At 71.2% G+C, this 22,002-nt stretch carries 19 protein-coding genes; 9 read left to right on the top strand and 10 right to left on the bottom strand.

From position 1 onward, the window contains the following. Window positions 1-2: 2 nt before the first annotated feature. A complete protein-coding gene (locus ACMATS_RS19800) occupies window positions 3-959 on the top strand; it encodes a trypsin-like serine peptidase (RefSeq protein ID WP_414168614.1) in 957 nt (318 codons plus the stop codon). 6 nt (window positions 960-965) lie between these two features. On the opposite strand, the gene ACMATS_RS19795 is transcribed toward ACMATS_RS19800, so the two are convergent. Next, on the bottom strand, window positions 966-1,418 hold the full coding sequence (locus ACMATS_RS19795; protein ID WP_390777350.1) for an SseB family protein: 453 nt from the start codon (window positions 1,416-1,418) through the stop codon (window positions 966-968). Between the two features lie 131 nt (window positions 1,419-1,549). On the opposite strand from ACMATS_RS19795, the gene ACMATS_RS19790 reads away from it, so the two are divergent. The 3 genes from ACMATS_RS19790 to ACMATS_RS19780 all read left to right on the top strand — a co-directional run bounded on the left by ACMATS_RS19790 (window position 1,550) and on the right by ACMATS_RS19780 (window position 5,395). Beyond that, complete coding sequence (locus ACMATS_RS19790) at window positions 1,550-3,376, top strand: acyl-CoA dehydrogenase (protein ID WP_390777349.1); 1,827 nt, start codon at window positions 1,550-1,552, stop codon at window positions 3,374-3,376. An 83-nt stretch (window positions 3,377-3,459) separates the two neighbouring features. After that, window positions 3,460-4,752, top strand: a complete 1,293-nt coding sequence (locus tag ACMATS_RS19785) for a M18 family aminopeptidase (RefSeq protein ID WP_390777348.1) — start codon at window positions 3,460-3,462, stop codon at window positions 4,750-4,752. Window positions 4,753-4,765: 13 nt separating this feature from the next. Continuing rightward, window positions 4,766-5,395, top strand: coding sequence for a DUF4232 domain-containing protein (locus ACMATS_RS19780; RefSeq protein ID WP_390777347.1), 630 nt, complete (start codon window positions 4,766-4,768; stop codon window positions 5,393-5,395). A 37-nt stretch (window positions 5,396-5,432) separates the two neighbouring features. Here ACMATS_RS19780 and ACMATS_RS19775 read toward each other — a convergent pair whose 3' ends face one another. Further along, complete coding sequence (locus ACMATS_RS19775; protein WP_414168613.1) at window positions 5,433-7,229, bottom strand: NHL domain-containing thioredoxin family protein; 1,797 nt, start codon at window positions 7,227-7,229, stop codon at window positions 5,433-5,435. Window positions 7,230-7,275: 46 nt separating this feature from the next. Beyond that, window positions 7,276-8,055: a carbon-nitrogen family hydrolase gene (locus tag ACMATS_RS19770; RefSeq protein WP_414168612.1), complete on the bottom strand. Its 780-nt coding sequence runs from the start codon at window positions 8,053-8,055 to the stop codon at window positions 7,276-7,278. Between the two features lie 110 nt (window positions 8,056-8,165). Here ACMATS_RS19770 and ACMATS_RS19765 point away from each other — a divergent pair, with 110 nt between their 5' ends. Continuing rightward, window positions 8,166-8,996 (top strand): maleylpyruvate isomerase family mycothiol-dependent enzyme, encoded by an 831-nt coding sequence (locus ACMATS_RS19765; RefSeq protein WP_414168611.1) that lies wholly within the window; start codon window positions 8,166-8,168, stop codon window positions 8,994-8,996. Window positions 8,997-9,044: 48 nt separating this feature from the next. Here the strand turns inward: ACMATS_RS19765 and ACMATS_RS19760 are convergent, their stop codons facing one another. From ACMATS_RS19760 to pdhA, 6 genes are all read right to left on the bottom strand, one after another. Next, on the bottom strand, window positions 9,045-10,364 hold the full coding sequence (locus ACMATS_RS19760) for an MFS transporter (protein WP_414168610.1): 1,320 nt from the start codon (window positions 10,362-10,364) through the stop codon (window positions 9,045-9,047). Next, a complete protein-coding gene (locus tag ACMATS_RS19755) occupies window positions 10,361-11,023 on the bottom strand; it encodes a GntR family transcriptional regulator (protein ID WP_414168609.1) in 663 nt (220 codons plus the stop codon). The genes ACMATS_RS19760 and ACMATS_RS19755 overlap by 4 nt, the downstream gene beginning before the upstream one ends. 82 nt (window positions 11,024-11,105) lie before the next feature. Beyond that, window positions 11,106-11,948, bottom strand: coding sequence for a helix-turn-helix transcriptional regulator (locus ACMATS_RS19750; RefSeq protein ID WP_390777341.1), 843 nt, complete (start codon window positions 11,946-11,948; stop codon window positions 11,106-11,108). 171 nt (window positions 11,949-12,119) lie between these two features. Further along, entirely contained in the window at window positions 12,120-13,529 is a 1,410-nt protein-coding gene (locus ACMATS_RS19745) for a dihydrolipoamide acetyltransferase family protein (RefSeq protein ID WP_391150416.1), read from the bottom strand. Window positions 13,530-13,549: 20 nt separating this feature from the next. After that, entirely contained in the window at window positions 13,550-14,530 is a 981-nt protein-coding gene (locus ACMATS_RS19740; RefSeq protein ID WP_390777339.1) for an alpha-ketoacid dehydrogenase subunit beta, read from the bottom strand. 2 nt (window positions 14,531-14,532) lie between these two features. Next, complete coding sequence (pdhA, locus tag ACMATS_RS19735) at window positions 14,533-15,690, bottom strand: pyruvate dehydrogenase (acetyl-transferring) E1 component subunit alpha (RefSeq protein WP_390777338.1); 1,158 nt, start codon at window positions 15,688-15,690, stop codon at window positions 14,533-14,535. Between the two features lie 348 nt (window positions 15,691-16,038). Here pdhA and ACMATS_RS19730 point away from each other — a divergent pair, with 348 nt between their 5' ends. The 3 genes from ACMATS_RS19730 to ACMATS_RS19720 all read left to right on the top strand — a co-directional run bounded on the left by ACMATS_RS19730 (window position 16,039) and on the right by ACMATS_RS19720 (window position 18,297). Then, a complete protein-coding gene (locus tag ACMATS_RS19730; RefSeq protein ID WP_390777337.1) occupies window positions 16,039-16,698 on the top strand; it encodes a response regulator in 660 nt (219 codons plus the stop codon). Window positions 16,699-16,791: 93 nt separating this feature from the next. Beyond that, complete coding sequence (locus ACMATS_RS19725; RefSeq protein WP_414168608.1) at window positions 16,792-17,241, top strand: pyridoxamine 5'-phosphate oxidase family protein; 450 nt, start codon at window positions 16,792-16,794, stop codon at window positions 17,239-17,241. Between the two features lie 15 nt (window positions 17,242-17,256). Continuing rightward, window positions 17,257-18,297 (top strand): phosphotransferase, encoded by a 1,041-nt coding sequence (locus ACMATS_RS19720; RefSeq protein ID WP_390777335.1) that lies wholly within the window; start codon window positions 17,257-17,259, stop codon window positions 18,295-18,297. Between the two features lie 19 nt (window positions 18,298-18,316). Here ACMATS_RS19720 and ACMATS_RS19715 read toward each other — a convergent pair whose 3' ends face one another. After that, window positions 18,317-19,924: a protein kinase domain-containing protein gene (locus ACMATS_RS19715; protein ID WP_414168607.1), complete on the bottom strand. Its 1,608-nt coding sequence runs from the start codon at window positions 19,922-19,924 to the stop codon at window positions 18,317-18,319. A 330-nt stretch (window positions 19,925-20,254) separates the two neighbouring features. Between ACMATS_RS19715 and ACMATS_RS19710 the strand changes: the two genes are divergently transcribed. Then, window positions 20,255-21,907 carry a Stk1 family PASTA domain-containing Ser/Thr kinase gene (locus ACMATS_RS19710; RefSeq protein ID WP_390777333.1) on the top strand — a complete coding sequence of 551 codons (1,653 nt, stop codon included), beginning with the start codon at window positions 20,255-20,257 and terminating at the stop codon, window positions 21,905-21,907. Window positions 21,908-22,002: the final 95 nt, after the last annotated feature.

Here is a 22,002-nt window from a genome sequence, read left to right as displayed (position 1 = left end):
CAATGCGCCTGAACGTCCGAGCCCCCGGCCCCGCCGGGTGGACCGCCCTCGCCGCCGCCGTGCTGGCCCTGGCCGTCATCGGCCTGCTGGTGGCCACCCGCGGCCTGGCGGCGACCGACGCCCCGGTCGCCGAGGGGGACTCCGCCGGGCACTACCGGGAGCCCGCGGCGCTGGGCGAGGCCTCGGCGCAGGCGATGCGCTCCGCCGTCCGCACGACCGTGGCGCGGGAGCCCGTGCAGCCGGTCTCGCGCGGCCTGCGCATCGAGGCGCTGCCCGCGTCGGAGCCCTTGCAGGCGGCCTCCATGGCGCCCTCGCCGGCCGTGGGGCCGCTGTTCTACACCGGGCAGGGCGATCCGGACCACGGCTGTACGGCGAGCGTCGTGCACAGCCCCTCGGGCAATCTGCTGATCACCGCCGCGCACTGCGTCCACACCGGCGGCTTCCGCACGGATCTCGCCTTCGTGCCCGGCTACCGCGACGGAGAGGCGCCCTACGGGGTCTGGGTGCCCACCGCCATCGACGTCGCCCCGCAGTGGACGGACTCCCGGGACCCGGACTACGACGTGGCGTTCGTCCGCGTCCGCAGCACGGAGGGCGATGCGCAGATCGAGCGCGTGACGGGGGCGGAGCAGATCCGCTTCGACCCGCCCGTCCACCGCCCGGCGCGGGTGCTGGGCTACCCGAACGGGAGCGAGCAGCCGCTCGGCTGCCAGAACACGACCACCACCGAGGGCCCGACGCAGCTGCGCTTCGACTGCGAGGGCCTGCCGAACGGGACGAGCGGAAGCCCGGTCCTCACGGACGTGGACGCCGCCACCGGGCTCGGCACGGTCAACGGCGTCCTGGGCGGGAAGGACGAGGGCGGGGACGACGAGACGTCGTACAGCTCGTACTTCGGGCCGGCGGTGGAGGCGCTGTACCACCGCGCGGCGAACGGGAGTCAGCCGTATACGCAGTAATGGCGTCTAGCCATACATACGGCGCATGGCGAAGTCCACCATCTGCTCCACGGACTTCGCGTCGAAGACCATGCGGTGATCGCCCTCCATGTCGAGGACGAACCCGTAGCCGGTCGGCAGGAGATCGAGCACCTCGGAGCCCGTGATCACGAAGTACTTGGACTCCTTGCCCGCGTACCGCCGCAGCTCCTTCAGCGAGCTGAACATCGGGATCACCGGCTGCTGGGTGTTGTGCAGCGCGAGGAAACCGGGGTTCTCGCCGCGCGGGCAGTAGACCTTGGAACCGGAGAACACCGTCTGGAAGTCCTCCGCGGACATCTGGCCCGTGGTGAAGGCGCGCACCGCGTCGGCCAGGGACGGCGGCGACGGTTCGGGGTAGAGCGGCTGTTCGCCGTAGCCGCCGGGCTGCTGCGGCGGGGCGTAACCCTGGGCTCCCGCGTTCTGGTCGTAGCCGTACATGGGCCAAAGCGTAACGAGTCACAGTTGGGCGATCGGGTCTTGCGCCTTATTACCGACGGGTAGCATCATGCTGCTTACTGACCGGTACGCACAGAGGATCGCACCTCCCGTCCCTTACGGAGCCGTCTGTCATGGGCCACTACAAGTCGAATCTTCGCGACATCGAGTTCAACCTCTTCGAGGTTCTCGGCCGCGACCAGGCGTACGGCTCCGGCCCGTTCGCGGAGATGGACGTCGAGACCGCGAAGAGCGTCCTGTCGGAGATCACCCGCCTCTCGGAGAACGAGCTGGCCGAGTCCTTCGCGGACACCGACCGCACCCCGCCGGTCTTCGACCCGGAGACCAACACGGCGCCGATTCCCGCCGCGTTCAAGAAGAGCTACCAGGCCTACATGGACGCCGAGTGGTGGCGCCTGGGCATCCCGGAGGAGATCGGCGGCACCACCTCGCCGCGCTCGCTGATCTGGGCGTACGCGGAGGCCATCCTCGGCTCCAACCCCGCGATCTGGATGTACTCCTCCGGCCCGGCGTTCGCGGGCATCCTCTTCGAGGAGGGCACCGAGCAGCAGAAGCACATCGCGAAGATCGCGGTGGAGAAGCAGTGGGGCTCCACCATGGTCCTCACCGAGCCGGACGCCGGCTCGGACGTGGGCGCCGGCCGCACCAAGGCCGTGCAGCAGGAGGACGGCTCCTGGCACATCGAGGGCGTGAAGCGCTTCATCACCTCGGGTGAGCACGACATGTCGGAGAACATCCTCCACTACGTCCTCGCCCGCCCCGAGGGCCACGGCCCGGGCACCAAGGGCCTCTCGCTCTTCCTCGTGCCGAAGTTCGAGTTCGACTTCGAGACCGGCGAACTGGGCGAGCGCAACGGCGTCTACGCCACCAACGTCGAGCACAAGATGGGCCTGAAGGCCTCCAACACCTGCGAGATGACCTTCGGCGACAAGCACCCCGCCAAGGGCTGGCTCATCGGCGAGAAGCACGACGGCATCCGCCAGATGTTCCGCATCATCGAGTTCGCCCGCATGATGGTCGGCACGAAGGCCATCGCCACCCTCTCCACCGGCTACCTCAACGCCCTGGAGTACGCCAAGGAGCGCGTGCAGGGCCCGGACCTGGCCGCCTTCACCGACAAGGCCGCACCCAAGGTCACCATCACCCACCACCCCGACGTGCGCCGCGCGCTGATGACGCAGAAGGCGTACGCGGAGGGCATGCGCGCCCTCGTCCTCTACACCGCCACGGTCCAGGACGAGATCATGGTCAAGGAGGCCGCCGGCGAGGACGCCAAGGCGCTGCACGGCCTCAACGACCTGCTGCTGCCGATCGTCAAGGGCTACGGCTCCGAGAAGTCCTACGAGCAGCTGGCCCAGTCGCTGCAGACCTTCGGCGGCTCCGGGTACCTGCAGGAGTACCCGGTCGAGCAGTACATCCGCGACGCGAAGATCGACACCCTCTACGAGGGCACCACGGCCATCCAGGGCCAGGACTTCTTCTTCCGGAAGATCGTCCGCGACCAGGGCCAGGCGCTGACCACCCTCTCCGAGGAGATCAAGAAGTTCCTCGCCGAGGCCGCCGGCGGCGAGGACCTGGCCGAGGCCCGCGAGCAGCTCGCCAAGGGCGCGGTCGACCTGGAGGGGATCGTCGGCGCGATGCTGACCGACCTCGCCGCCACCGAGAAGGACGTCAAGTCCATCTACAAGGTGGGCCTCAACACCACCCGCCTGCTGATGGCTTCGGGTGACGTCGTCGTCGCCTACCTGCTCCTCAAGGGCGCCGCGGTGGCCGCGGAGAAGCTGCCCTCGGCCTCCTCCAAGGACAAGGCGTTCTACGAGGGCAAGATCGCGGCGGCGAAGTTCTTCGCCCGCACCGTGCTCCCGGCCCTGGCCGTCGAGCGGACGCTGGCCGAGCAGGTCGACCAGTCGCTGATGGAGCTGGACGAGGCGGCGTTCTAGCCACTCGCCCTCCCCCTTCGAACGGGCAAGGCCCGGGCGCCGAAAGGCCGCCCGGGCCTTGCCCTGATCCTTATCCTGAGGCCATGAGCTCTGCGCACCGCTTCGACCGCGGCCACACCGATGACCTGATGTCCTACCTCGCCGCAAGCCCGTCCCCGTACCACGCGGTGGCCAACGCCGCCGAGCGGCTGGAGAAGGCGGGTTTCCGCCAGGTCGCGGAGACGGAGGCGTGGGACGCCGCGGCGGGCGGCAGGTTCGTGCTGCGGGGCGGCGCGATCATCGCGTGGTACGTGCCGGAGGGGGCCACCCCGGCCACCCCGTTCCGGATCGTCGGCGCGCACACCGACTCCCCCAACCTGCGCGTCAAGCCGCTGCCCGACACCGGCGCGCAGGGCTGGCGGCAGGTGGCCGTGGAGATCTACGGCGGCACGCTGCTCAACACCTGGCTCGACCGGGACCTCGGCCTGTCCGGCCGGATCACCCTGCGGGACGGCACCCACCGGCTCGTCAACGTCGACCGTCCGCTGCTGCGCGTGCCCCAACTGGCCGTGCACCTCGACCGGTCGGTCAACCAGGACGGCCTCAAGCTCGACAAGCAGCGTCACATGACCCCGATCTGGGGTCTGGGCGAGGTGAGCGAGGGCGACCTGATCCGCTTCGTCGCCGAGGAGGCCGGCGTCGACGCGCGGGAGATCGGCGGCTGGGACCTGATGGTCCACAGCGTGGAGGCCCCCGCCTACCTCGGCCGCGACCGCGAACTGCTCGCCGGGCCGCGGATGGACAACCTGCTGTCCGTGCACGCCGGCCTCGCCGCGCTCGTCGCCGCGGCCGGCTCGTCCTCGCTGCCGTGCATCCCCGTGCTCGCCGCCTTCGACCACGAGGAGAACGGCAGCCAGTCCGACACCGGCGCGGAAGGACCGCTGCTCGGCAACGTCCTGGAGCGCTCCGTCCTCGCGCGCGGCGGCACGTTCGAGGACCGGGCACGGGCACTCGCCGGCTCGGTCTGCCTCTCCTCCGACACCGGCCACGCCGTGCACCCCAACTACTCCGAGCGGCACGAGCCCGGGCACCACCCGCTGCCCAACAAGGGCCCGATCCTCAAGGTCAACGTCAACCAGCGGTACGCCACCGACGGCAGCGGCCGGGCCGTCTTCGCCGCGGCCTGCGAGCGCGCCGGCGTGCCGTGGCAGCACTTCGTCTCCAACAACTCCGTCGCCTGCGGCACCACCATCGGTCCGATCACGGCCGCACGGCACGGCATCCACACCGTCGACATCGGAGTGGCCATCCTTTCCATGCACTCCGCGCGCGAACTGTGCGGCGCGGAGGATCCGCACCTGCTCGCGTCCGCACTGACGGCCTTCCTCGAAGGCTGAGGGGAAAGCACCCATGACCACGCGCACCGCGCGCAGGGCGGCCGCCGCCGCTGCGCTTGCCGCTGTGACCGCCCTGTCCCTCACCGCCTGCGGCGGCGGCAAGGACGGCTCGGACACCGCCAAGTCCGACGGCGCGGAGCAGTCGGCGAGCCCCGACGACGAGGGCAGCGACGGCGGCGACGAGGCGGACGACGCCAAGAGCTCGCCGCAGGCCACCGGGGACGCGTGCACACCGGCGCAGATGAAGGTGGAGGCGAAGGCGGTCCGATCGCCCGTGAACCACGTGCTGTTGACCGCCACCAACACCGGCAAGAAGGAATGCACCGCGTACGGCTTCCCGTTCCTGCGGTTCGACCAGGACCAGGCGACGGCCGGGGTGACGGAGGAGAGCAAGCCGGGTGCCGCGCTGAAGCTCGCGCCCGGCAAGGCGGCCTATGCCGGGGTGACGGCGTCCGCCGCGGACGCCTCCGGCGGCAAGGGGCGGGACGTGAAGAAGCTGTCGGTGTCCTTCCAGACCCCGAACGGGGACCCGGTGGACGGGGACCCGTCCGTTCCCGCCCTGCCGGGCGGCACGCTGCACGTGGACGACTCGGCGAAGGGGACGTACTGGGTGGAGAGCGAGGGTGCGGCCTTGAAGTGGTGACGGGAGAAGGCGGGTCCGGGGGCGAAGCCCCCGGGGCCTACGCCATCCCCGCCAGCACCAGCGGCAGCCGCTCCGTACCCCCGGCCACGACCCGCACCGGCACCCCCCAGTCCTGCTGGTGCATGTGGCACGCCGGGTACTCGTTCTCCGGGTCGTCGTCGCACGACGCCGCCATCGCGGAGACGTGCAGCACGCCCTCCGTCACCCCTTCCGCCAGCACCAGCTCGCGTTCGAGGTCCGTGCCCGCTCCCGAGCCCTCCGCCAGGAGTTCCGGCGGGGTGGAGGAGACGAGCAGGCGCGTCGACGGGCCGTAGCGCGTGTCCAGCTTCTGGCCCGCCGGGGCCTGGAAGACGACGTCCAGCCGCAGGCGCCCCGGCGCGATGTCCGTCGCCGCGCGCTGCGTGCGGTGCGCCACCGCCTCGACGCGGACCGCCTCCTCCGGGAGCCGCAGCCGGGTCAGCCGGTGCCGGGCGGACTCCACGACGACGATGTCGTCGCCGGCGAGCACCGCGTCGGACGGCTCCCGCAAGTCCGTCGCCAGTGTGCTGACTTCGCCTGTGGCGGGGTCGTAGCGGCGCAGCGCGTGGTTGTACGTGTCCGAGACGGCCACCGAGCCGTCCGGCAGGGCGGTGACGCCCAGCGGGTGCTGGAACAGGGCCTGCGCGGCGTCGCCGTCCCGGTGTCCGAAGTCGAACAGGCCGGTGCCGACGGCCGTCCGCACGGCAAAACCGTCCCCGTCGCGCTCGACGTACCGCAGGGCGGACGTCTCCGAGTCGGCCAGCCACAGCCGGTCCCCGGCCGCGGCGAGCCCGGACGGCTGGGCGAACCAGGCCTCGGCGGCGGGCCCGTCCACCAGGCCCTCGTTGGTCGTGCCGGCCGCGACGGCGACGGTCCCGGTCGCGGGGTCGTACGTCCACAGCTGGTGGACGCCGGCCATGGCGATCCAGACGCGGTCCGCCCACCAGGCCACGTCCCAGGGGGACGAGAGCGCGACCTCACGGGCGGGCCCGGACGTCGGCTGCCCCTGCATCCACTGCCGGCCGGTGCCGGCGACGGTCGTGATCGCGCCCGTCTCCGGGTCGTACACGCGCAGCGCGTGGTTGACCGTGTCGGCCACGACGACCTTGCCGTCCGGCAGCAGCGCGATCCCCTGCGGCTCGCTGAAGCTCTCCGGCCCGAAGCCGCGCTCGCCGGTGCCGATGCGGCGCACGACGGTCTCGCCGTCGGCCTCCAGCTCGACGAGCTGGTGCCGGGTGGAGTCGGAGACCAGGAAGCCGCCGGTGGGCAGCACGACCGCCTTGCCGGGGAAGCGCAGATCCGTGGCCTCCGGCTCGGGCGCCACGTACGCACCGTCGCCGCGCCGCAGAGTGCCCTTGGCGGCGTGCTCGGTCTCCAGCTCCTCGACGAGCGCGGCCAGCGCATGGGCGTGGCCCTCGCCCGCGTGCTGCGCGACGACGTAGCCCTCGGGGTCAATCACGACGAGCGTGGGCCAGGCCCGCACGGCGTACTGCTTCCAGGTGGCGAGCTCGGGGTCGTCGAGGACGGGGTGGTGCACCTCGTAGCGCTCGACGGCGTCGACGACGGCCTGGTGGTCGGCCTCGTGCACGAACTTCGGCGAGTGGACGCCGATGATCACCACGGTGTCGCGGTGCTTCTCCTCCAGCTCGCGGAGCTCGTCCAGGACGTGCAGGCAGTTCACGCAGCAGAACGTCCAAAAATCCAAGATCACAATGCGGCCTCGGAGTTCCGGCAGGCTCAGGGCATTACCGCCCGTGTTGAGCCAGCCGCCCTTGCCGGTCAGTTCGGGAGCGCGGACACGTGCACGAGTTGCCATGCCCCCATCCAACAACATCCAAGGGCGAAGGCTTCCCCGTGCATCATTAACGTCCTATGACGCGGTCCTTCAGCGCCGGGAAGTCCGCCCGCGTCTTCGCCACCGTCGCCAGGTCGAGGTCCACCGTCAGGATCTCCTCGTCCGCGCCCGCCTCCGCGAGGACCGTGCCCCAGGGGTCGACCACCATGCTGTGGCCCGCCTGCTCCACGTCCGCGTGGGTGCCCGCCGTGCCGCACGCCAGGACGTAGCACTGGTCCTCGACCGCGCGGGCCCGGGCGAACAGCCGCCAGTGCTCGCGGCGGCGGGCCGGCCAGCCCGCAGGGACGACGAGGATCTCCGCGCCCGCGTCCGTCAGGGCGCGGAAGAGTTCCGGGAAGCGGAGGTCGTAGCAGGTCGCCAGGCCCAGCGTGGCCTCCGGCGTGGGCACCGTGACGATCTCGCTGCCCGCGCTCATCAGGACCGCCTCGCCGCGGTCGAAGCCGAAGCGGTGGATCTTGCGGTAGGTGCGGGCGAGTTCGCCGTCCGGGGAGAAGACGAGGGAGGTGTTGTAGAGCGAGCCGTCGGGGGTCGTCTCGACGATCGAGCCCGCGTGCAGCCAGACGCCCGTGTCGCGCGCGGCCCGCGACATCGCCTCGGCCGTGGGGCCGTCGAGCCGCTCGGCCTCCGCCGCGAAGGACTCGTAGGCGAAGGCGCCCACGGTCCACAGTTCGGGGAGCACCACCAGGTCGCTGCCGTGCCGGGCCCGTACGAGCTCCGCGGCACGTTCGCGGCGTGCCGCCACGGATTCGGCCGGATCGACCTTCAACTGCATCACGGAGGCGCGCACCGTACCCACCATTCCTCTGCCGAGTTGACCGTGCGCAGCGTAACTTAACGGGTGAGCACCCAGACAGCACTTGCCCCGCACCCGCGCCCTAGCACCGCCGAGGGATCCACGTGACCGTCCACCCGAGTCTTCAGCCCGCCATCGACGCCTGGACCCACTCCATCGAAGCCGTCGGCGACTTGGTGAAGCCGCTCGCCGAGAGCGACTGGAACCTGCGCACCGAATGCCCGGGGTGGTCCGTGCGCGACGTGGTGTCGCACATCATCGGCGTCGAATGCGAAATGCTGGGAGAACCACGGCCCATTCACACGCTGCCGCGCGATCTGTACCACGTGACCGACGAGTTCTCGCGGTACATCGAGGTGCAGGTCGATGTGCGGCGCTGCCACACGGCCCTGGAGATGACCTCCGAGCTGGAGTACACGGTCATCCGGCGGTCGCGGCAACTGCGCAACGAGATGCGTTCGCCGAATGCGGTGGTGCGCTGGCCGCTCGGCAGCGGCAACGAGATGAGTCTCGAACGGACGTTGACGACACGGGCCTTCGACGTGTGGGTGCACGAACAGGATGTGCGCAGAGCGCTCGGTGTGCCGGGGAATCTGGACTCCCCGGGTGCGCTGCTCGCGCGGGACTTCCTGCTGCGGGCGCTGCCGAAGGTGGTGGCCGGGGAGGCGGAGGCGAAGCCGGGTTCGACGGTCGCCTTCGACGTGCACGGCGCCGTGGAGTTCCTGCAGACGGTGCGGGTCGGCGCGCAGGGCAGGGCCACGATCGACAGCAGCATCGCGCTGGGGCCGACGGTGGGGTTCTCGATGGACTGGGAGCTCTTCGTCCGGCTGGCGTGCGGGCGGGTGCGGGCGGAGGCCGTCGCGGACCGCATCAAGGTGGAGGGCGATCCGGCGCTGGCGGCCGCGATCCTGCGGGAGTTCGCGGTCACGCCGTGACGGGGGCGGGGGCCCGGGGCCCCCGCCGCTCCGTTCGCACCGCTCGGTTCACACCGGTACGTGCACGGTCTCCACGCGGGACGCCACGATGCGCTCGCGTTCCCGCTGCCGGGCCCGGCCGCGCAGGCGCAGGATCCGGTAGAGGCCCAGCGCCTGGAGGACGAACACCGAGGAGAACGCGGTCCGGTAGTCCTCACCGGTGGCGTCGAGCACGACGCCGACCGCCAGCAGGGTGGTGATCGAGGCCGTGAATCCGCCCATGTTGACGATGCCGGAGGCGGTGCCCTGGCGCTCGGGCGGGTTGGCGGGCCGGGCGAAGTCGAAGCCGATCATCGAGGCCGGTCCGCAGGCCCCGAGCACCGTGCACAGCGTCACCAGCAGCCACATGGGCGCGTGCCCCGGCCAGGCCAGAACGGCCGCCCACAGCACGACCGTTGCCGCGACCGTGCCGAGGGCGAGCGGCAGCCGGGCCGCGTGGTGGCGGCCGATGACCTGGCCGTAGACGAGGCCGACGGCCATGTTCACCAGCACCACCAGCGTCAGCAGCATCCCGGCCGTGGCCCGCGAGAGCCCCTCGGCCTCCACCAGGAACGGCAGCCCCCACAGCAGCAGGAACACCATCGCCGGGAACTGCGTGGTGAAGTGCACCCACAGGCCCAGCCGGGTCCCCGGCTCGCGCCAGGCCAGCACGATCTGCCGGCGCACGAACCCCTTGCCCGCATGGGGGTTCGGGGGCGGCTCGTGGCCCTCGGGGTGGTCCTTGAGGAACAGCAGCATCAGCACGAGGACGAGCACGCCCGCGGCCGCGCTGCCGCCGAAGGTCGCGGTCCAGCCCGCGCTGTGCAGCAGCCGCGCGAGGACGACGGTCGAGACGAGGTTGCCCGCCATCCCGAACAGCGCGGCGACCTGCGCGATCATCGGCCCGTGCCGGGCGGGGAACCAGCGCGCGCCCAGCCGCAGCACGCTGATGAACGTCATCGCGTCGCCGCAGCCGAGCAGGGCCCGGCAGGCCAGGGCGGCGGCGTACGAGTGCGACAGCGCGAAGCCGAACTGGCCTGCGGTGAACAGGACGACGCCGAGGGCCAGCACCTTCCTGGTGCCCAGCCGGTCGACCATCACGCCGACGGGGATCTGCATGCCCGCGTAGACGAGCAGTTGGAGGATGGAGAAGGTGGACAGGGCCGAGGAGTTGATGTGGAAGCGGGCCGCCGCGTCGATGCCGGCGACGCCCAGGCTCGTCCGGAAGATGATGGCGACGAAGTAGACCGCGACGCCGATCCCCCAGACCGCCAGTGCCCGGCGACCGCCCGGAGGGTCGCCGGGCAGGGATATGGAGCCGGTGCCGCCCGCGCCGGTGCCCGTGTTCATCGAGCCTCTCCGCGGGCGAGGTTGCGCACCCAGCCGACGTGCCGGTCGACGACGCGGATCGCGGCCTCGGCGTCGCCGGAGCGCAGCGCGTCGAGGATCTCGGTGTGCTCGGCGATGTTCTTGGCGATGCGGTCGGGGTGGGCGTGCATCACGGCCTCGCCCATCCGCAGCTGGCGGTCGCGGAGCTGTTCGTACAGGCCCGAGAGGATCCGGTTGCCCGCGCTGCGCACGATCTCGGCGTGGAAGGCGCGGTCGCTGACGGAGACGGCGGCCAGGTCGCCCGCGGCGGCCTGGGCGCGCATGTCGTCGACGAGCTCCTCCAGGCGTGCGATGAGCGCCGGCGGGGCGGGGACGGCCTTGCCGGCCGCGTGCTTCTCGACGAGCAGCCGGGTCTCCACCACGTCCGTGATCTCCTGTGCGGACACGGCCAGCACGAGCGCCCCCTTCTTCGGGTAGAGCTTGAGCAGCCCCTCGGCCTCCAGCCGCAGCAGCGCCTCGCGCACGGGCGTCCGCGACACCCCCACTGCCTCGGCCAGATCGCCTTCGGTGAGCAGCGTGCCGCCCTCGTAACGACGGTGCAGGACGGCGTCCTTGACGTGCGTGTAGACGCGTTCGGCGGCGGGGGGACGTCTGACGGCGGCAGTGCTGGCGGGAGACATGCGCACAGCATAGATACAACAGGAATGCATGGTCAGAGCGCGTCCGGAATGTGGTCAGCGCGCAAGAGGGCGCTACGCGCCCCTACACGCCCGCCCACCCCTCCAGCGGCGTGATGAACACGAAGCGCAGATCCGGACGCTGTATCGGCAGCAGCACATGCGACGTCACCCGCACCTCGGCCCCGCCGTGATACGGCAGGCGCAGCCGGAAGACGTGGCCGTCCCGGTGCTCGACGACGTCGTACTCCTCGGCCCAGATGCGCCGGCAGTCCGCGTCCGAGGCGAGGATCTCCTGGACGAGGTCGTGCAGTTCGGTGTTGCCGGGGTTGCTGTTGGAGGCGACGCGCAGCATGGCGAGGTAGACCCGCGCGCAGCTGTCCTCCCAGTCGAGCATCTGCTCCCGCGCCTCGGGGTCCAGCAGCGCCCAGCGCATCAGATTCGCCTTGGGCCGCAGCGCCCACGGGAACCACTCCCCCATGAGGGAGTTGGCCGCGACGATGTTCCAGGCGCCGTCGGACAGATAGGCGGGATAGGAGACCTGCTGTTCCAGCAGCGCTTTGACGCCGGGCGGCAAATCCCGGCGGCAGCGGCCGAATTCCGGAGGACGCCGCCCGGTGACGGCCATGAACAGCGTCAGCGTTTCCGCTTCGCTCAGCCGCAGCGCCCCGGCGACCCGCAGCAGAAAGTTCTCCGAGAAGTCCTGGCGCCGTCCGGCCTCCAGCGCCCGGTACCAGCCCTCGCTCACGCCGGTCATGCGGGCGACGTGTTTCTGCGACAGCCGGCGCCCCGGCCTGGGGAAGACTCCGCGCAGCTCGGGCAGGTGCCGGGCGTCGACGCGGGCCCGCCAGGCACGGAGCAGACGGCTGATGGATTCCCCGCCGTCACGGTGCACCGCGGGCTCCAAAGCGGCCTCCAATTCCGACACTGCAAGTGTCGGTCATCCTTGGGTAATTTGCCCGCACGGGCTATTCCCACATCTGACCAGTGTGGATTCCCGTAGGCCGCTCCGCATACGGACAAGGGGCCCGGACGACGCGCTCTCTCCTCACTGGAGGGGGGTGAGGAGAGAGTATCCGGGCCCCTTGTCCTGTGCCGGTCAGCCCCAGGTCATGAGGCGCTTCGGCTGCTCCAGGACCGCGGCGGTGTCGGCGAGGACCCTGGAACCGAGTTCGCCGTCGACCAGGCGGTGGTCGAAGGACAGTGCCAGGGTCGTCACGTGACGGGGCTTGATCCTGCCCTTGTGGACCCACGGCTGGAGCTTGATCGCGCCGAGGGCGAGGATCGCGGACTCGCCGGGGTTGAGGATGGGCGTGCCGGTGTCGACGCCGAAGACGCCGACGTTGGTGATCGTGACCGTCCCGCCCTGCATGTCCGCCGGGCTCGTCCTCCCCTCGCGGGCGGTGGCCACCAGGTCGGCCAGGGCCTGCGACAGCTCGGGGAGCGTCTTGGCCTGGGCGTCCTTGATGTTCGGGACGATCAGGCCGCGCGGGGTCGCGGCGGCGATGCCGAGGTTGACGTAGTCCTTGCGGACGATCTCCTGGTTGGCCTCGTCCCAGGCGGCGTTGACGTCGGGGTTGCGCTTGATCGCCACGAGCAGGGCCTTGGCGACCAGCAGCAGCGGGTTGACGCGCAGCCCGGCCATGTCCGGGTCGGACTTGAGCTGCTGGACGAGCTTCATGGTGCGGGTGACGTCGACGGTGACGAACTCCGTGACGTGCGGGGCGGTGAACGCGGAGGCCACCATCGCCTGCGCGGTCGCCTTGCGCACCCCCTTGACCGGGATCCGGGTCTCCCGCGCCCCGGGCACGGGGGCGGGGGCGGGGACCTCCGCGGGGGCCTCCACGACCGGGGTGGCCGGGGCGGGCCGGGCGGCGGCGTGCACGTCCTCGCGGGTGACGATCCCGTCGGGCCCGGTCGGGGTCACGGTCGCCAGGTCGATGCCGAGGTCCTTGGCGAGCTTGCGCACCGGAGGCTTGGCCAACGGCCGTGCGGCGGGCGCCGGCACGGCGGCCGGGGCCTCGGGCGCGGCCGTCCCGGCGTGCCCGTTCAGCTCGGCCTGCACGGCGGCGGCGACGGACGACGCGCCGGCGGCGGGGCCGGACGTCTTGCGCGCGCGGCGCTTGGTCGAGGACGGCGCGGCGCCGTAGCCGACGAGCACGGCCTGCCGGCCGGCCGGCTCCGGCTCCTCCGCGGCCGGAGCGACGGCCGGGGCGGCGGCCTGCGCGGGAGCCTCCACGGGCCCCGCTCCCGGCTCGGTGTCCACCGAGATGATCACCTTGCCGACGTCGACCGTCGTGCCCTCCGGGAAGCGCAGTTCGTGGACCACGCCGTCGAAGGGGACGGGCAGTTCGACGGCCGCCTTGGCCGTCTCGACCTCGCACACCACGTCACCGTCGGAGACCGTGTCCCCCACGTTCACGTACCACTTGAGGATCTCGGCCTCGGTGAGCCCCTCGCCCACGTCCGGCATCTTGAACTCGCGGAAACGCTGATTGCTGGCAGTCATCGTCAGGAATCTCCTCGGCCCTAGTACGCCAGTGCGCGGTCGACGGCGTCGAGCACCCGGTCCAGTCCGGGCAGGTACTCGTCCTCCAGCCGCGACGGCGGATACGGCGCGTGGTAGCCGCCGACCCGCAGGACGGGGGCCTCCAGGTGGTAGAAGCAGCGCTCGGTGATCCGGGCGGCGATCTCCGCGCCGGAACCGAAGAAGACCGGGGCCTCGTGGACCACGACCAGGCGGCGCGTGCGCTCCACGGACGCCTGGATGCCGTCGAAGTCGATCGGCGAGATCGACCGCAGGTCCAGCACCTCCAGGGACTTGCCCTCCTCCTCGGCCGCCGCCGCGGCCTCCAGGCAGGTCTTGACCATCGGCCCGTACGCGGCCAGCGTCAGGTCCGTGCCGGCCCGCACCGTGCGCGCGGCGTGCAGCGGGCCCGGGATGGCGTCCGTGTCGACCTCGGAGCGGTCGTGGTAGCGGCGCTTGGGCTCGAAGTAGATGACCGGGTCATCGCTCTGGATGGCCTGCTGCATCATCCAGTACGCGTCGGCCGCGTTCGACGGCGACACGACCTTCAGACCCGCCACGTGCGCGAACAGCGCCTCCGGCGACTCGCTGTGGTGCTCCACCGCACCGATCGCACCGCCGTAGGGGATGCGGATGACGACCGGCAGCTTGATCTTGCCCAGCGCACGGGCGTGCATCTTCGCCAGCTGCGTGACGATCTGGTCGTACGCGGGGAAGACGAAACCGTCGAACTGGATCTCCACCACGGGCCGGTAGCCGCGCAGCGCCAGACCGATCGCCGTGCCGACGATGCCGGACTCGGCCAGCGGGGTGTCGATGACCCGCTCCTCGCCGAAGTCCTTCTGCAGACCGTCGGTGACCCGGAAGACACCGCCCAGCTTGCCGACGTCCTCGCCCATGACGAGGACCTTCGGGTCGGTCTCCAGGGCCGTCCGCAGAGAGGCGGTGATCGCCTTGGCGATCGAGAGCTTCTCGATGCTCATGGTTACTTGCTCTCCTCTGCGAACTGCGCCTGGTACGCGACGAACTGGGCCCGCTCCTCGTCCACCAGGGCGTGTCCGTCGGCGTAGATGTTCTCGAAGATCGCCATGTCGTCGGGGTCGGGCATGGTGCGCACGGTGTCGCGCACCCGCTTGGCGAGCGCGTCGCTCTCGGTCTCCAGCTCCGCGAAGAAGGCCTCGTCGGCGTGGCCCTCGCTCTCCAGGTACGTCCGCAGGCGCAGGATCGGGTCCTTGGCCTCCCACTGCTCGCGCTCGGCGTCGCGCCGGTAGCGGGTGGGGTCGTCGGAGGTGGTGTGGGCGCCCATGCGGTAGGTGAACGCCTCGATGAGCATGGGGCCTTCGCCGGTACGGGCGCGCTCCAGCGCCGCCCTCGTCACGGCGAGCACGGCCAGCACGTCGTTGCCGTCGACGCGCACGCCGGGGAAGCCGTAGCCCTGGGCGCGCTGGTAGAGCGGCACGCGGGTCTGCTTCTCGGTGGGCTCGGAGATGGCCCACTGGTTGTTCTGGCAGAAGAACACCACGGGCGCGTTGTAGACGGCCGCGAAGGTGAACGCCTCGGCCACGTCGCCCTGCGAGGACGCACCGTCGCCGAAGTAGGCGATGACGGCCGAGTCCGCGCCGTCCTTCGCGACACCCATCGCGTAACCGGTCGCGTGCAGCGCCTGCGAGCCGATGACGATCGTGTAGAGGTGGAAGTTGTTCTCGTTGGGGTCCCAGCCGCCGTTATTCACGCCGCGGAACATGCCCAGGAGGTTGGTCGGGTCGACCCCGCGGCACCAGGCGACGCCGTGCTCGCGGTAGGTCGGGAAGACGTAGTCGTCGTCGCGGGTCGCGCGGCCGGAGCCGATCTGGGCGGCCTCCTGGCCCAGCAGCGAGGCCCACAGGCCGAGTTCGCCCTGCCGCTGCAGGGTGGTCGCCTCGGCGTCGAACCGGCGGGTCAGCACCATGTCCCGGTACAGACCACGCAGTTCCGCGGGCGACAGGTCGATGGAGTAGTCCGGGTGCTCGACCCGTACGCCCTCCGGCGTCAGCAACTGGACGAGCTCCGGCTCCTGCCCCGGCCCGTCGGCCGGCTTCTTGGCCCCGGCTCGCTTGCTGCTGCTGCGTCGCGGCTTGCGCGCGGCAGTGCTGTCCACGGTCACGTGTGCTCCTCCGTCTGTCCGGCCCCCGGGGTCGCCGGCGGCCAGAGGGAAGTCCCCCCGCCGTGAGACAGGGGGAGGCTCGCCCGGCCGCCCGAGGCACACGGGGTGGGTGTGCCGAGGCCGGAACCGGGCGTGACAGGCGCCCCGGCGAATGGCCTGCAATAAGCACGTTACCCAGCGGACCGCATTCCTGCGAAACCCCTCTGACCTGCGATTTTGCTTGGATTTCCAAGTAAATCGAGAATGTGGGGCGCTTCCCCTGGTCACAGCCTTGTGCACTGCCGGAACGGGGGCACGTTATCCCGGAGGACAAGAGCAGGGGAAGAGTCGGTGTGTGAGACTGTCAGCGTGCGCGAAGAAGGAAAAATCACGGTATTTCTGCTGGACGACCACGAAGTCGTCCGTCGCGGCGTCCACGAGCTCCTCTCCGTCGAGGAGGACATCGAGATCGTGGGCGAGGCCGGCACCGCCGCGGATGCACTGGTGCGCATTCCCGCCACCCGGCCGGATGTCGCCGTACTGGACGTTCGCCTTCCGGACGGCAGCGGAGTCGAAGTATGCCGTGAGATCCGTTCTCAGGACGAGAGCATCAAATGCCTGATGCTCACCTCGTACGCCGACGACGAGGCCCTCTTCGACGCGATCGTGGCCGGCGCCGCGGGCTATGTCCTCAAGGCCATTCGCGGCAATGAGCTGCTCTCCGCCGTGCGGGACGTGGCGGCCGGGAAATCCCTGCTCGACCCGGTGGCCACGGCCCGGGTGCTGGAACGGCTGCGCGACGGCAAGGACCCCAAGGGGGACGACCGGCTGGCCTCGCTGACCGAACAGGAACGGCGCATTCTGGATCTCATCGGCGAGGGCCTGACCAATCGCGCGATCGGCGAGCGGCTGCACCTCGCCGAGAAAACGATCAAAAACTACGTCTCCAGCCTGCTGTCCAAGCTGGGCATGGAGCGGCGTTCCCAGGCGGCGGCCTACGTGGCCCGGCTGCAGGCCGGAAAGGGCTGAACGCCGGATTAGGGACCAACGACCCTGTGCCGAAGGGGCGGGTGCCCCTATGGCGCCGTGGGTCCGCCCGGCAGAGTGGTGACCATGTTCTCCGTGCCCACAGGCGCTCACGACGCGCACGACGGCGACGCCTGCCGGGCGCTCGAACTGCTCGGCCGCACACCCTACGGCCGGGTGTCCGTCACCCTGCGCGCACTTCCCTTCGTCACCGTCGCCCGGCACGTCGTCGACGACGGCAGGGTGCTGCTGCGGCTGCACGAGGGCTTCGGGTACGCGCAGGCCTGCGACGGCAGCGTCGCCGCCTACTCCGCCGACAACCTCGGCGACCGCGAGGACGGCGACGAGACCGTCTGGACCGTGCAGTTCGTCGGCACCGCACGGCGCTTCGTGCCGGGACCGGCGGAGCTCGAACTCTTCGGCCCCGCACCCCGGTTCGCGGACGACGTGCCCTTCACGCCTGAATACCTGTGCATAGAACCCCAGTTCATCACCCTGCACCACCTCGAAGGCGTACCCGCGCGACGACCTGCACACTCAGCGTGATCTAACATCTGGGGCGTGCCGCGCTCACTTGTCACCCCCGCCCCACCCGACGGCGGCACCCTGCGCACCCTGCTGCGCCGCTACGGCGACGCCGGCGAGCCGGTCTCCTGCGAGACGCTCACCGAGGGGCTCCTCAACCGCGGCTACCGCCTCTCCACCACCCGCGGCCGCTTCTTCCTCAAGCACCACCTGGACGGCGACGAGGCCGTCATCGCCCGCCAGCACGAGGTGACCCGCCGGCTGGGCGCCCTCGGCCTGCCCGTCGTGCCGCCCGTCGCCGACTCCGAGGGCTCCACCGTGACCGTCCTCGGCGGCCGCTGCTACGCCCTGCACCCCTGGATCGACGGGCGGCACCGCGACGGCGGCGAGCTCACCGCCGGCCAGTCCGACCGGCTCGGCGCACTGCTCGGCCATGTGCACACGTGCCTGGACGAGGTCATGGAAGGCCCGGAACGGGCCTGTACGGCCGCTGGAGAGGCTCCGGACGCCGCGGCCGACCCCGAGGACACCTACGCCCTCATCGAGGATCTCCTGGCCCTTGTGCGCCGCCGGCCCCGGGACGCCTTCGACGAACTGGCCGAGCACCGCCTCGTCGAGCGCCGCGGCCTGCTGGAACAGCACGCCCACCGCCGCCCCGGCGCGGCCGCCGTCCCGGCCCGCGGCTGGGTGCACGGCGACTTCCACCCGCTGAACCTGCTCTACCGGGGCGCCGAGCCCGCCGCGATCGTCGACTGGGACCGGCTGGGCGTCCAGCCGCGCGCCGAGGAGGCGGTCCGGGCCGCCGTGATCTTCTTCGTGCGCCCCGACGGCACCCTGGACCTCGCGAAGGTGCGGCCGTACGCACGCGCCTACCGCCGGGCCACCGGCGCGGACGCGGCGGAACTCGGCGCGGCCGTGCACCGGGTGTGGTGGGAGCGCCTGAACGACTTCTGGATGCTGCGCTGGCGCTACCAGCTGGGCGACCACCGCGCCGACCCCGGTTTCCCGGCGTCGGCGGCGCTGGCGGTGTGGTGGACCCGCAGGTACGAGGCGGTCGGTGAGGCGTTCACCGGCTGACCCCGCGGGCCCGGGCGGTTCAGTGCCCGGTGGTGCCCTGGACGGTGCCGGCGGTGTCGCCTGCGCCGTGGCTCGGCTGGGGCGCGGTCGTCGGGTTCTTGTCGTCGCCCGACGGGTTGGGCGAGGGCTTCCCGCTCGGCACGTCCGGGTTCGACGGGTTCGTCGACGGCTCCGTGCTCGGGTAGCGCGAGCGGTGCCGGCTCGGCTCGGTCGACGGCTCGGCGTCGTCGGTCGAGCCGCTCCAGTCGCCGCTGTCGCCGCCGGTGTGGCGGTTGGGGCTGGGTGACGTCCGCTTCTCGGGGGAGTTGCTCGGTCCGTCGCTCGGCGTGCTGACGGTGGTGCTCGGGCTGTCCTTGGTGGTCCCGCTGCTGCTGCCGGTGTTGCCCATCGACTTGACCACGTAGAAGCCGCCCAGCGCCACGATGATCAGGACCACCGCGGCGATCAGCGCCGCCTTCCCCTTGCCGCCCCCGCCGCCGGAGCCGTGGCCGCCGTAGCCGCCCTGGCCGCCGCCCGCGTAGCCGTCGAAGCCGCCGCTGTCGCCGGGGCGCCGCGGCAGGATCGGCTGCTGCGAGGTGTTGCCGTGCTGCGGCATGGCGGTGGTGGCCCCCATGCCCATGCCCATGCCGTTGATGACCTGGGTGGCCGCGGTGGCCTGGTCGACGGGACCGGTGTTCCAGGCGCCCGTGTGGCTGCCCGCGTCCTGCAGCATCTGCAGGGCGTACTGGACCAGCCCGCGCATCTCCTCGGCGCTCTGGAACCGGTCGTCCGGGTCCTTGGCGAGGGAGCGCATGACGAGGCCGTCGAGCTCCGGCGGCACGCTGCCGAGCACCTGCGACGGCGGGACGGGGTTGTCCTGGACGTGCTGGTAGACGACCGAGAGCGGGGTCTCGCCGGTGAACGGCGGGCGCAGCGACAGCAGTTCGTAGAGCAGGCAGCCGGTGGCGTAGAGGTCCGAGCGGGCGTCGACGGTCTTGCCGAGGGCCTGCTCGGGCGAGAGGTACTGCGGGGTGCCCATGACCATGCCGGTCTGGGTCATGGTGGACGCCGCGCCGTGCAGGGCGCGGGCGATGCCGAAGTCCATGACCTTGACCGCGCCGTTGTTCGTGATGATCACGTTGGCGGGCTTGATGTCACGGTGCACGATGCCGTGCTGGTGGCTGTAGGCCAGCGCCTCCAGCACCCCGGAGACGATGATCAGGGCCTGCTCGGGCGGCGGCGCATCGGCGTTGAGCAACAGGTCGCGAATAGTGCGGCCTTCAACCAGCTCCATGACGATGTACGGCACGACGTTGCGGCCGACGGTGTCCTCGCCGGAGTCGTAGACGGCGACCACGGCGTGGTGGTTCAGGCCGGCGACCGACTGTGCCTCGCGGGTGAAGCGGGCCTTGGAGACCGGATCCTCGGCGAGGTCGGCGCGGAGCAGCTTCACCGCGACCGTGCGGCCGAGCCGGACGTCCTCGGCGGCGAAGACCTCGGCCATGCCGCCGCGGCCCAGCCGGTGGGTCAGGCGGTAGCGGCCGTCGCCGACCAGTCCACCGTTACCCCACATTTCCGGCACATCGGGCATTCCGCCCCCGTTGGCGCCAGGGTCGCCCGGACCCTGGTCGCTCTGCGTCTGTGCCATCAGTCCTCGCCGTCGTCTCTGGCCGCTCGCGTAGGGGCGATGCGCGGGGCAATACGGTCTTCCGCCAGGCCACGCTACAGGTTCCGCAGCGTGCACCGGTCCGGGATGGACCGGCCATCAAACCCGTACCGTCCCTAACAAGGCAAATCCCGTGACGGCTTGTCGCGCATCCGGTCACGGAACGGGCACGCGGCTTGACGTGCCCGCGCCCTGGGGCAGACTTGGCCGGGATACGTCGAAGAAGAGCCGGATCGCAGCGGTGAACCGGCTCCGTACGCCACCGTCACCGGTCACAGACAGTGCACAGTGCGCCGAGGGGGAAGCAACACCATGAGCCAGGACGGCGCACACGGCCGGTACGCGGGACGCACGGTCGGCGGCGGCCGCTACCAGCTCCGTGACCTGCTCGGCGAAGGCGGCATGGCCTCCGTGCACCTCGCCCACGACAGTGTGCTCGACCGGTACGTGGCCATCAAGACCCTGCACACCGAGCTGGGCCGCGAGGCCTCCTTCCGCGAGCGCTTCCGCCGCGAGGCCCAGGCCGTGGCCAAGCTCACGCACACCAACATCGTCTCGGTCTTCGACACCGGCGAGGACGAGCTGGACGGCGCGACGATGCCGTACATCGTCATGGAGTACATCGAGGGCAAGCCGCTGCGCTCGGTGCTCGACGCCGACGTCGCCCAGTACGGCGCGATGCCGGCCGACAAGGCGCTCAAGATCACAGCGGATGTGCTGGCGGCGCTCGAGGTCAGCCACGAGATGGGCCTGGTCCACCGGGACATCAAGCCCGGCAACGTGATGATGACCAAGCGCAATGTGGTCAAGGTCATGGACTTCGGCATCGCCCGCGCCATGCAGTCCGGCGTGACGTCGATGACGCAGACCGGCATGGTCGTCGGCACCCCGCAGTACCTCTCGCCCGAGCAGGCGCTGGGCCGCGGCGTGGACGCCCGCAGCGACCTGTACTCGGTCGGCATCATGCTCTTCGAGCTGCTGACCGGCCGGCTGCCCTTCGACGCGGACTCGCCGCTGGCCATCGCCTACGCGCACGTCCAGGAGGAGCCGGTCGCGCCCTCCACGATCAACCGCTCGATCCCGCCGGCCGTCGACGCGCTGGTGATGCGCGCGCTGAAGAAGAACCCGAACGAGCGCTTCCCCAGCGCCGAGGCCATGCGCGACGAGTGCGCCCGCGTGGCCGGCACGGCCCAGGCGACCGGTTCGCCGATCATCATCGCGGGCGGCCCGCCGGCCCGCAGCGGTGCAGGGGTCGGCTCGGCCGTCTTCCCGCCCGTGGACAGCCAGATGCCGGCGCCCGGCCCGCAGGCCGTCCAGACGCCGTACCAGCCGCAGCCGGCCGTCCAGAACCCGTACGGCGGCTACAACCCGTCCACCCCGCCGCCGACCGTCCAGGGCGGCTACCAGCCCCCGGCGCCCGCCTACCAGACGCCGCCGCCCGCACCGGCCCCCGCCGACAGCGGCAGGAGCAACAAGCCGGTGCTCATCGGCTCGGCCGTGGTCGCGGTCCTGGCGGTCGTCGGCGTGATCGCCGCCATCGCCCTCAACGGCCAGGACAACAACAAGAACGACCAGGCCGGCGGCGGCAAGTCCTCCAACGCACCGGTCGCCCCCGGCGGCGCGGGCGGCCAGGGCAGCACCTCCGGCGGCGGTGGCGGCGCGGCGCAGTCCAAGCACAAGGACGGCGACAAGTCGAAGACCATCGACAAGGAGAAGTGCACGCAGGCCTACGACGCCTACAACGACAAGACGAAGAAGACCGCTCCGGACTTCAAGTACTTGTACATCGACTCCGTGAAGGAGTGCCTGCAGGCCGCCGGCTGGAAGTACCGCGTGGACCCGGTCAGCGAGAACACCTGGGGCAAGGGCACCGTGATGACCCAGTCGCCCGAGGCGGGCGACCCGTTCGACCCGAAGAGCGCGCAGTTCGTGCTGACGGTGTCGACGGGCGACCCGGCGTCGTAAGGCGTAAGGCGTAAGGCGTAAGTACCCATGCGGAGGGGCCCCTTGCCGGTTCGGCAAGGGGCCCCTCTTCCGTTCTTCTCTTCCGTTCTTCCGTT

Origin of the sequence: Streptoverticillium reticulum, assembly GCF_047456005.1 — a bacterium.
Classification (GTDB): domain Bacteria; phylum Actinomycetota; class Actinomycetes; order Streptomycetales; family Streptomycetaceae; genus Streptomyces; species Streptomyces reticulum.
Note: the sequence above shows the minus strand (reverse complement) of the source record. Positions and strands in the feature narration are given on the sequence as shown.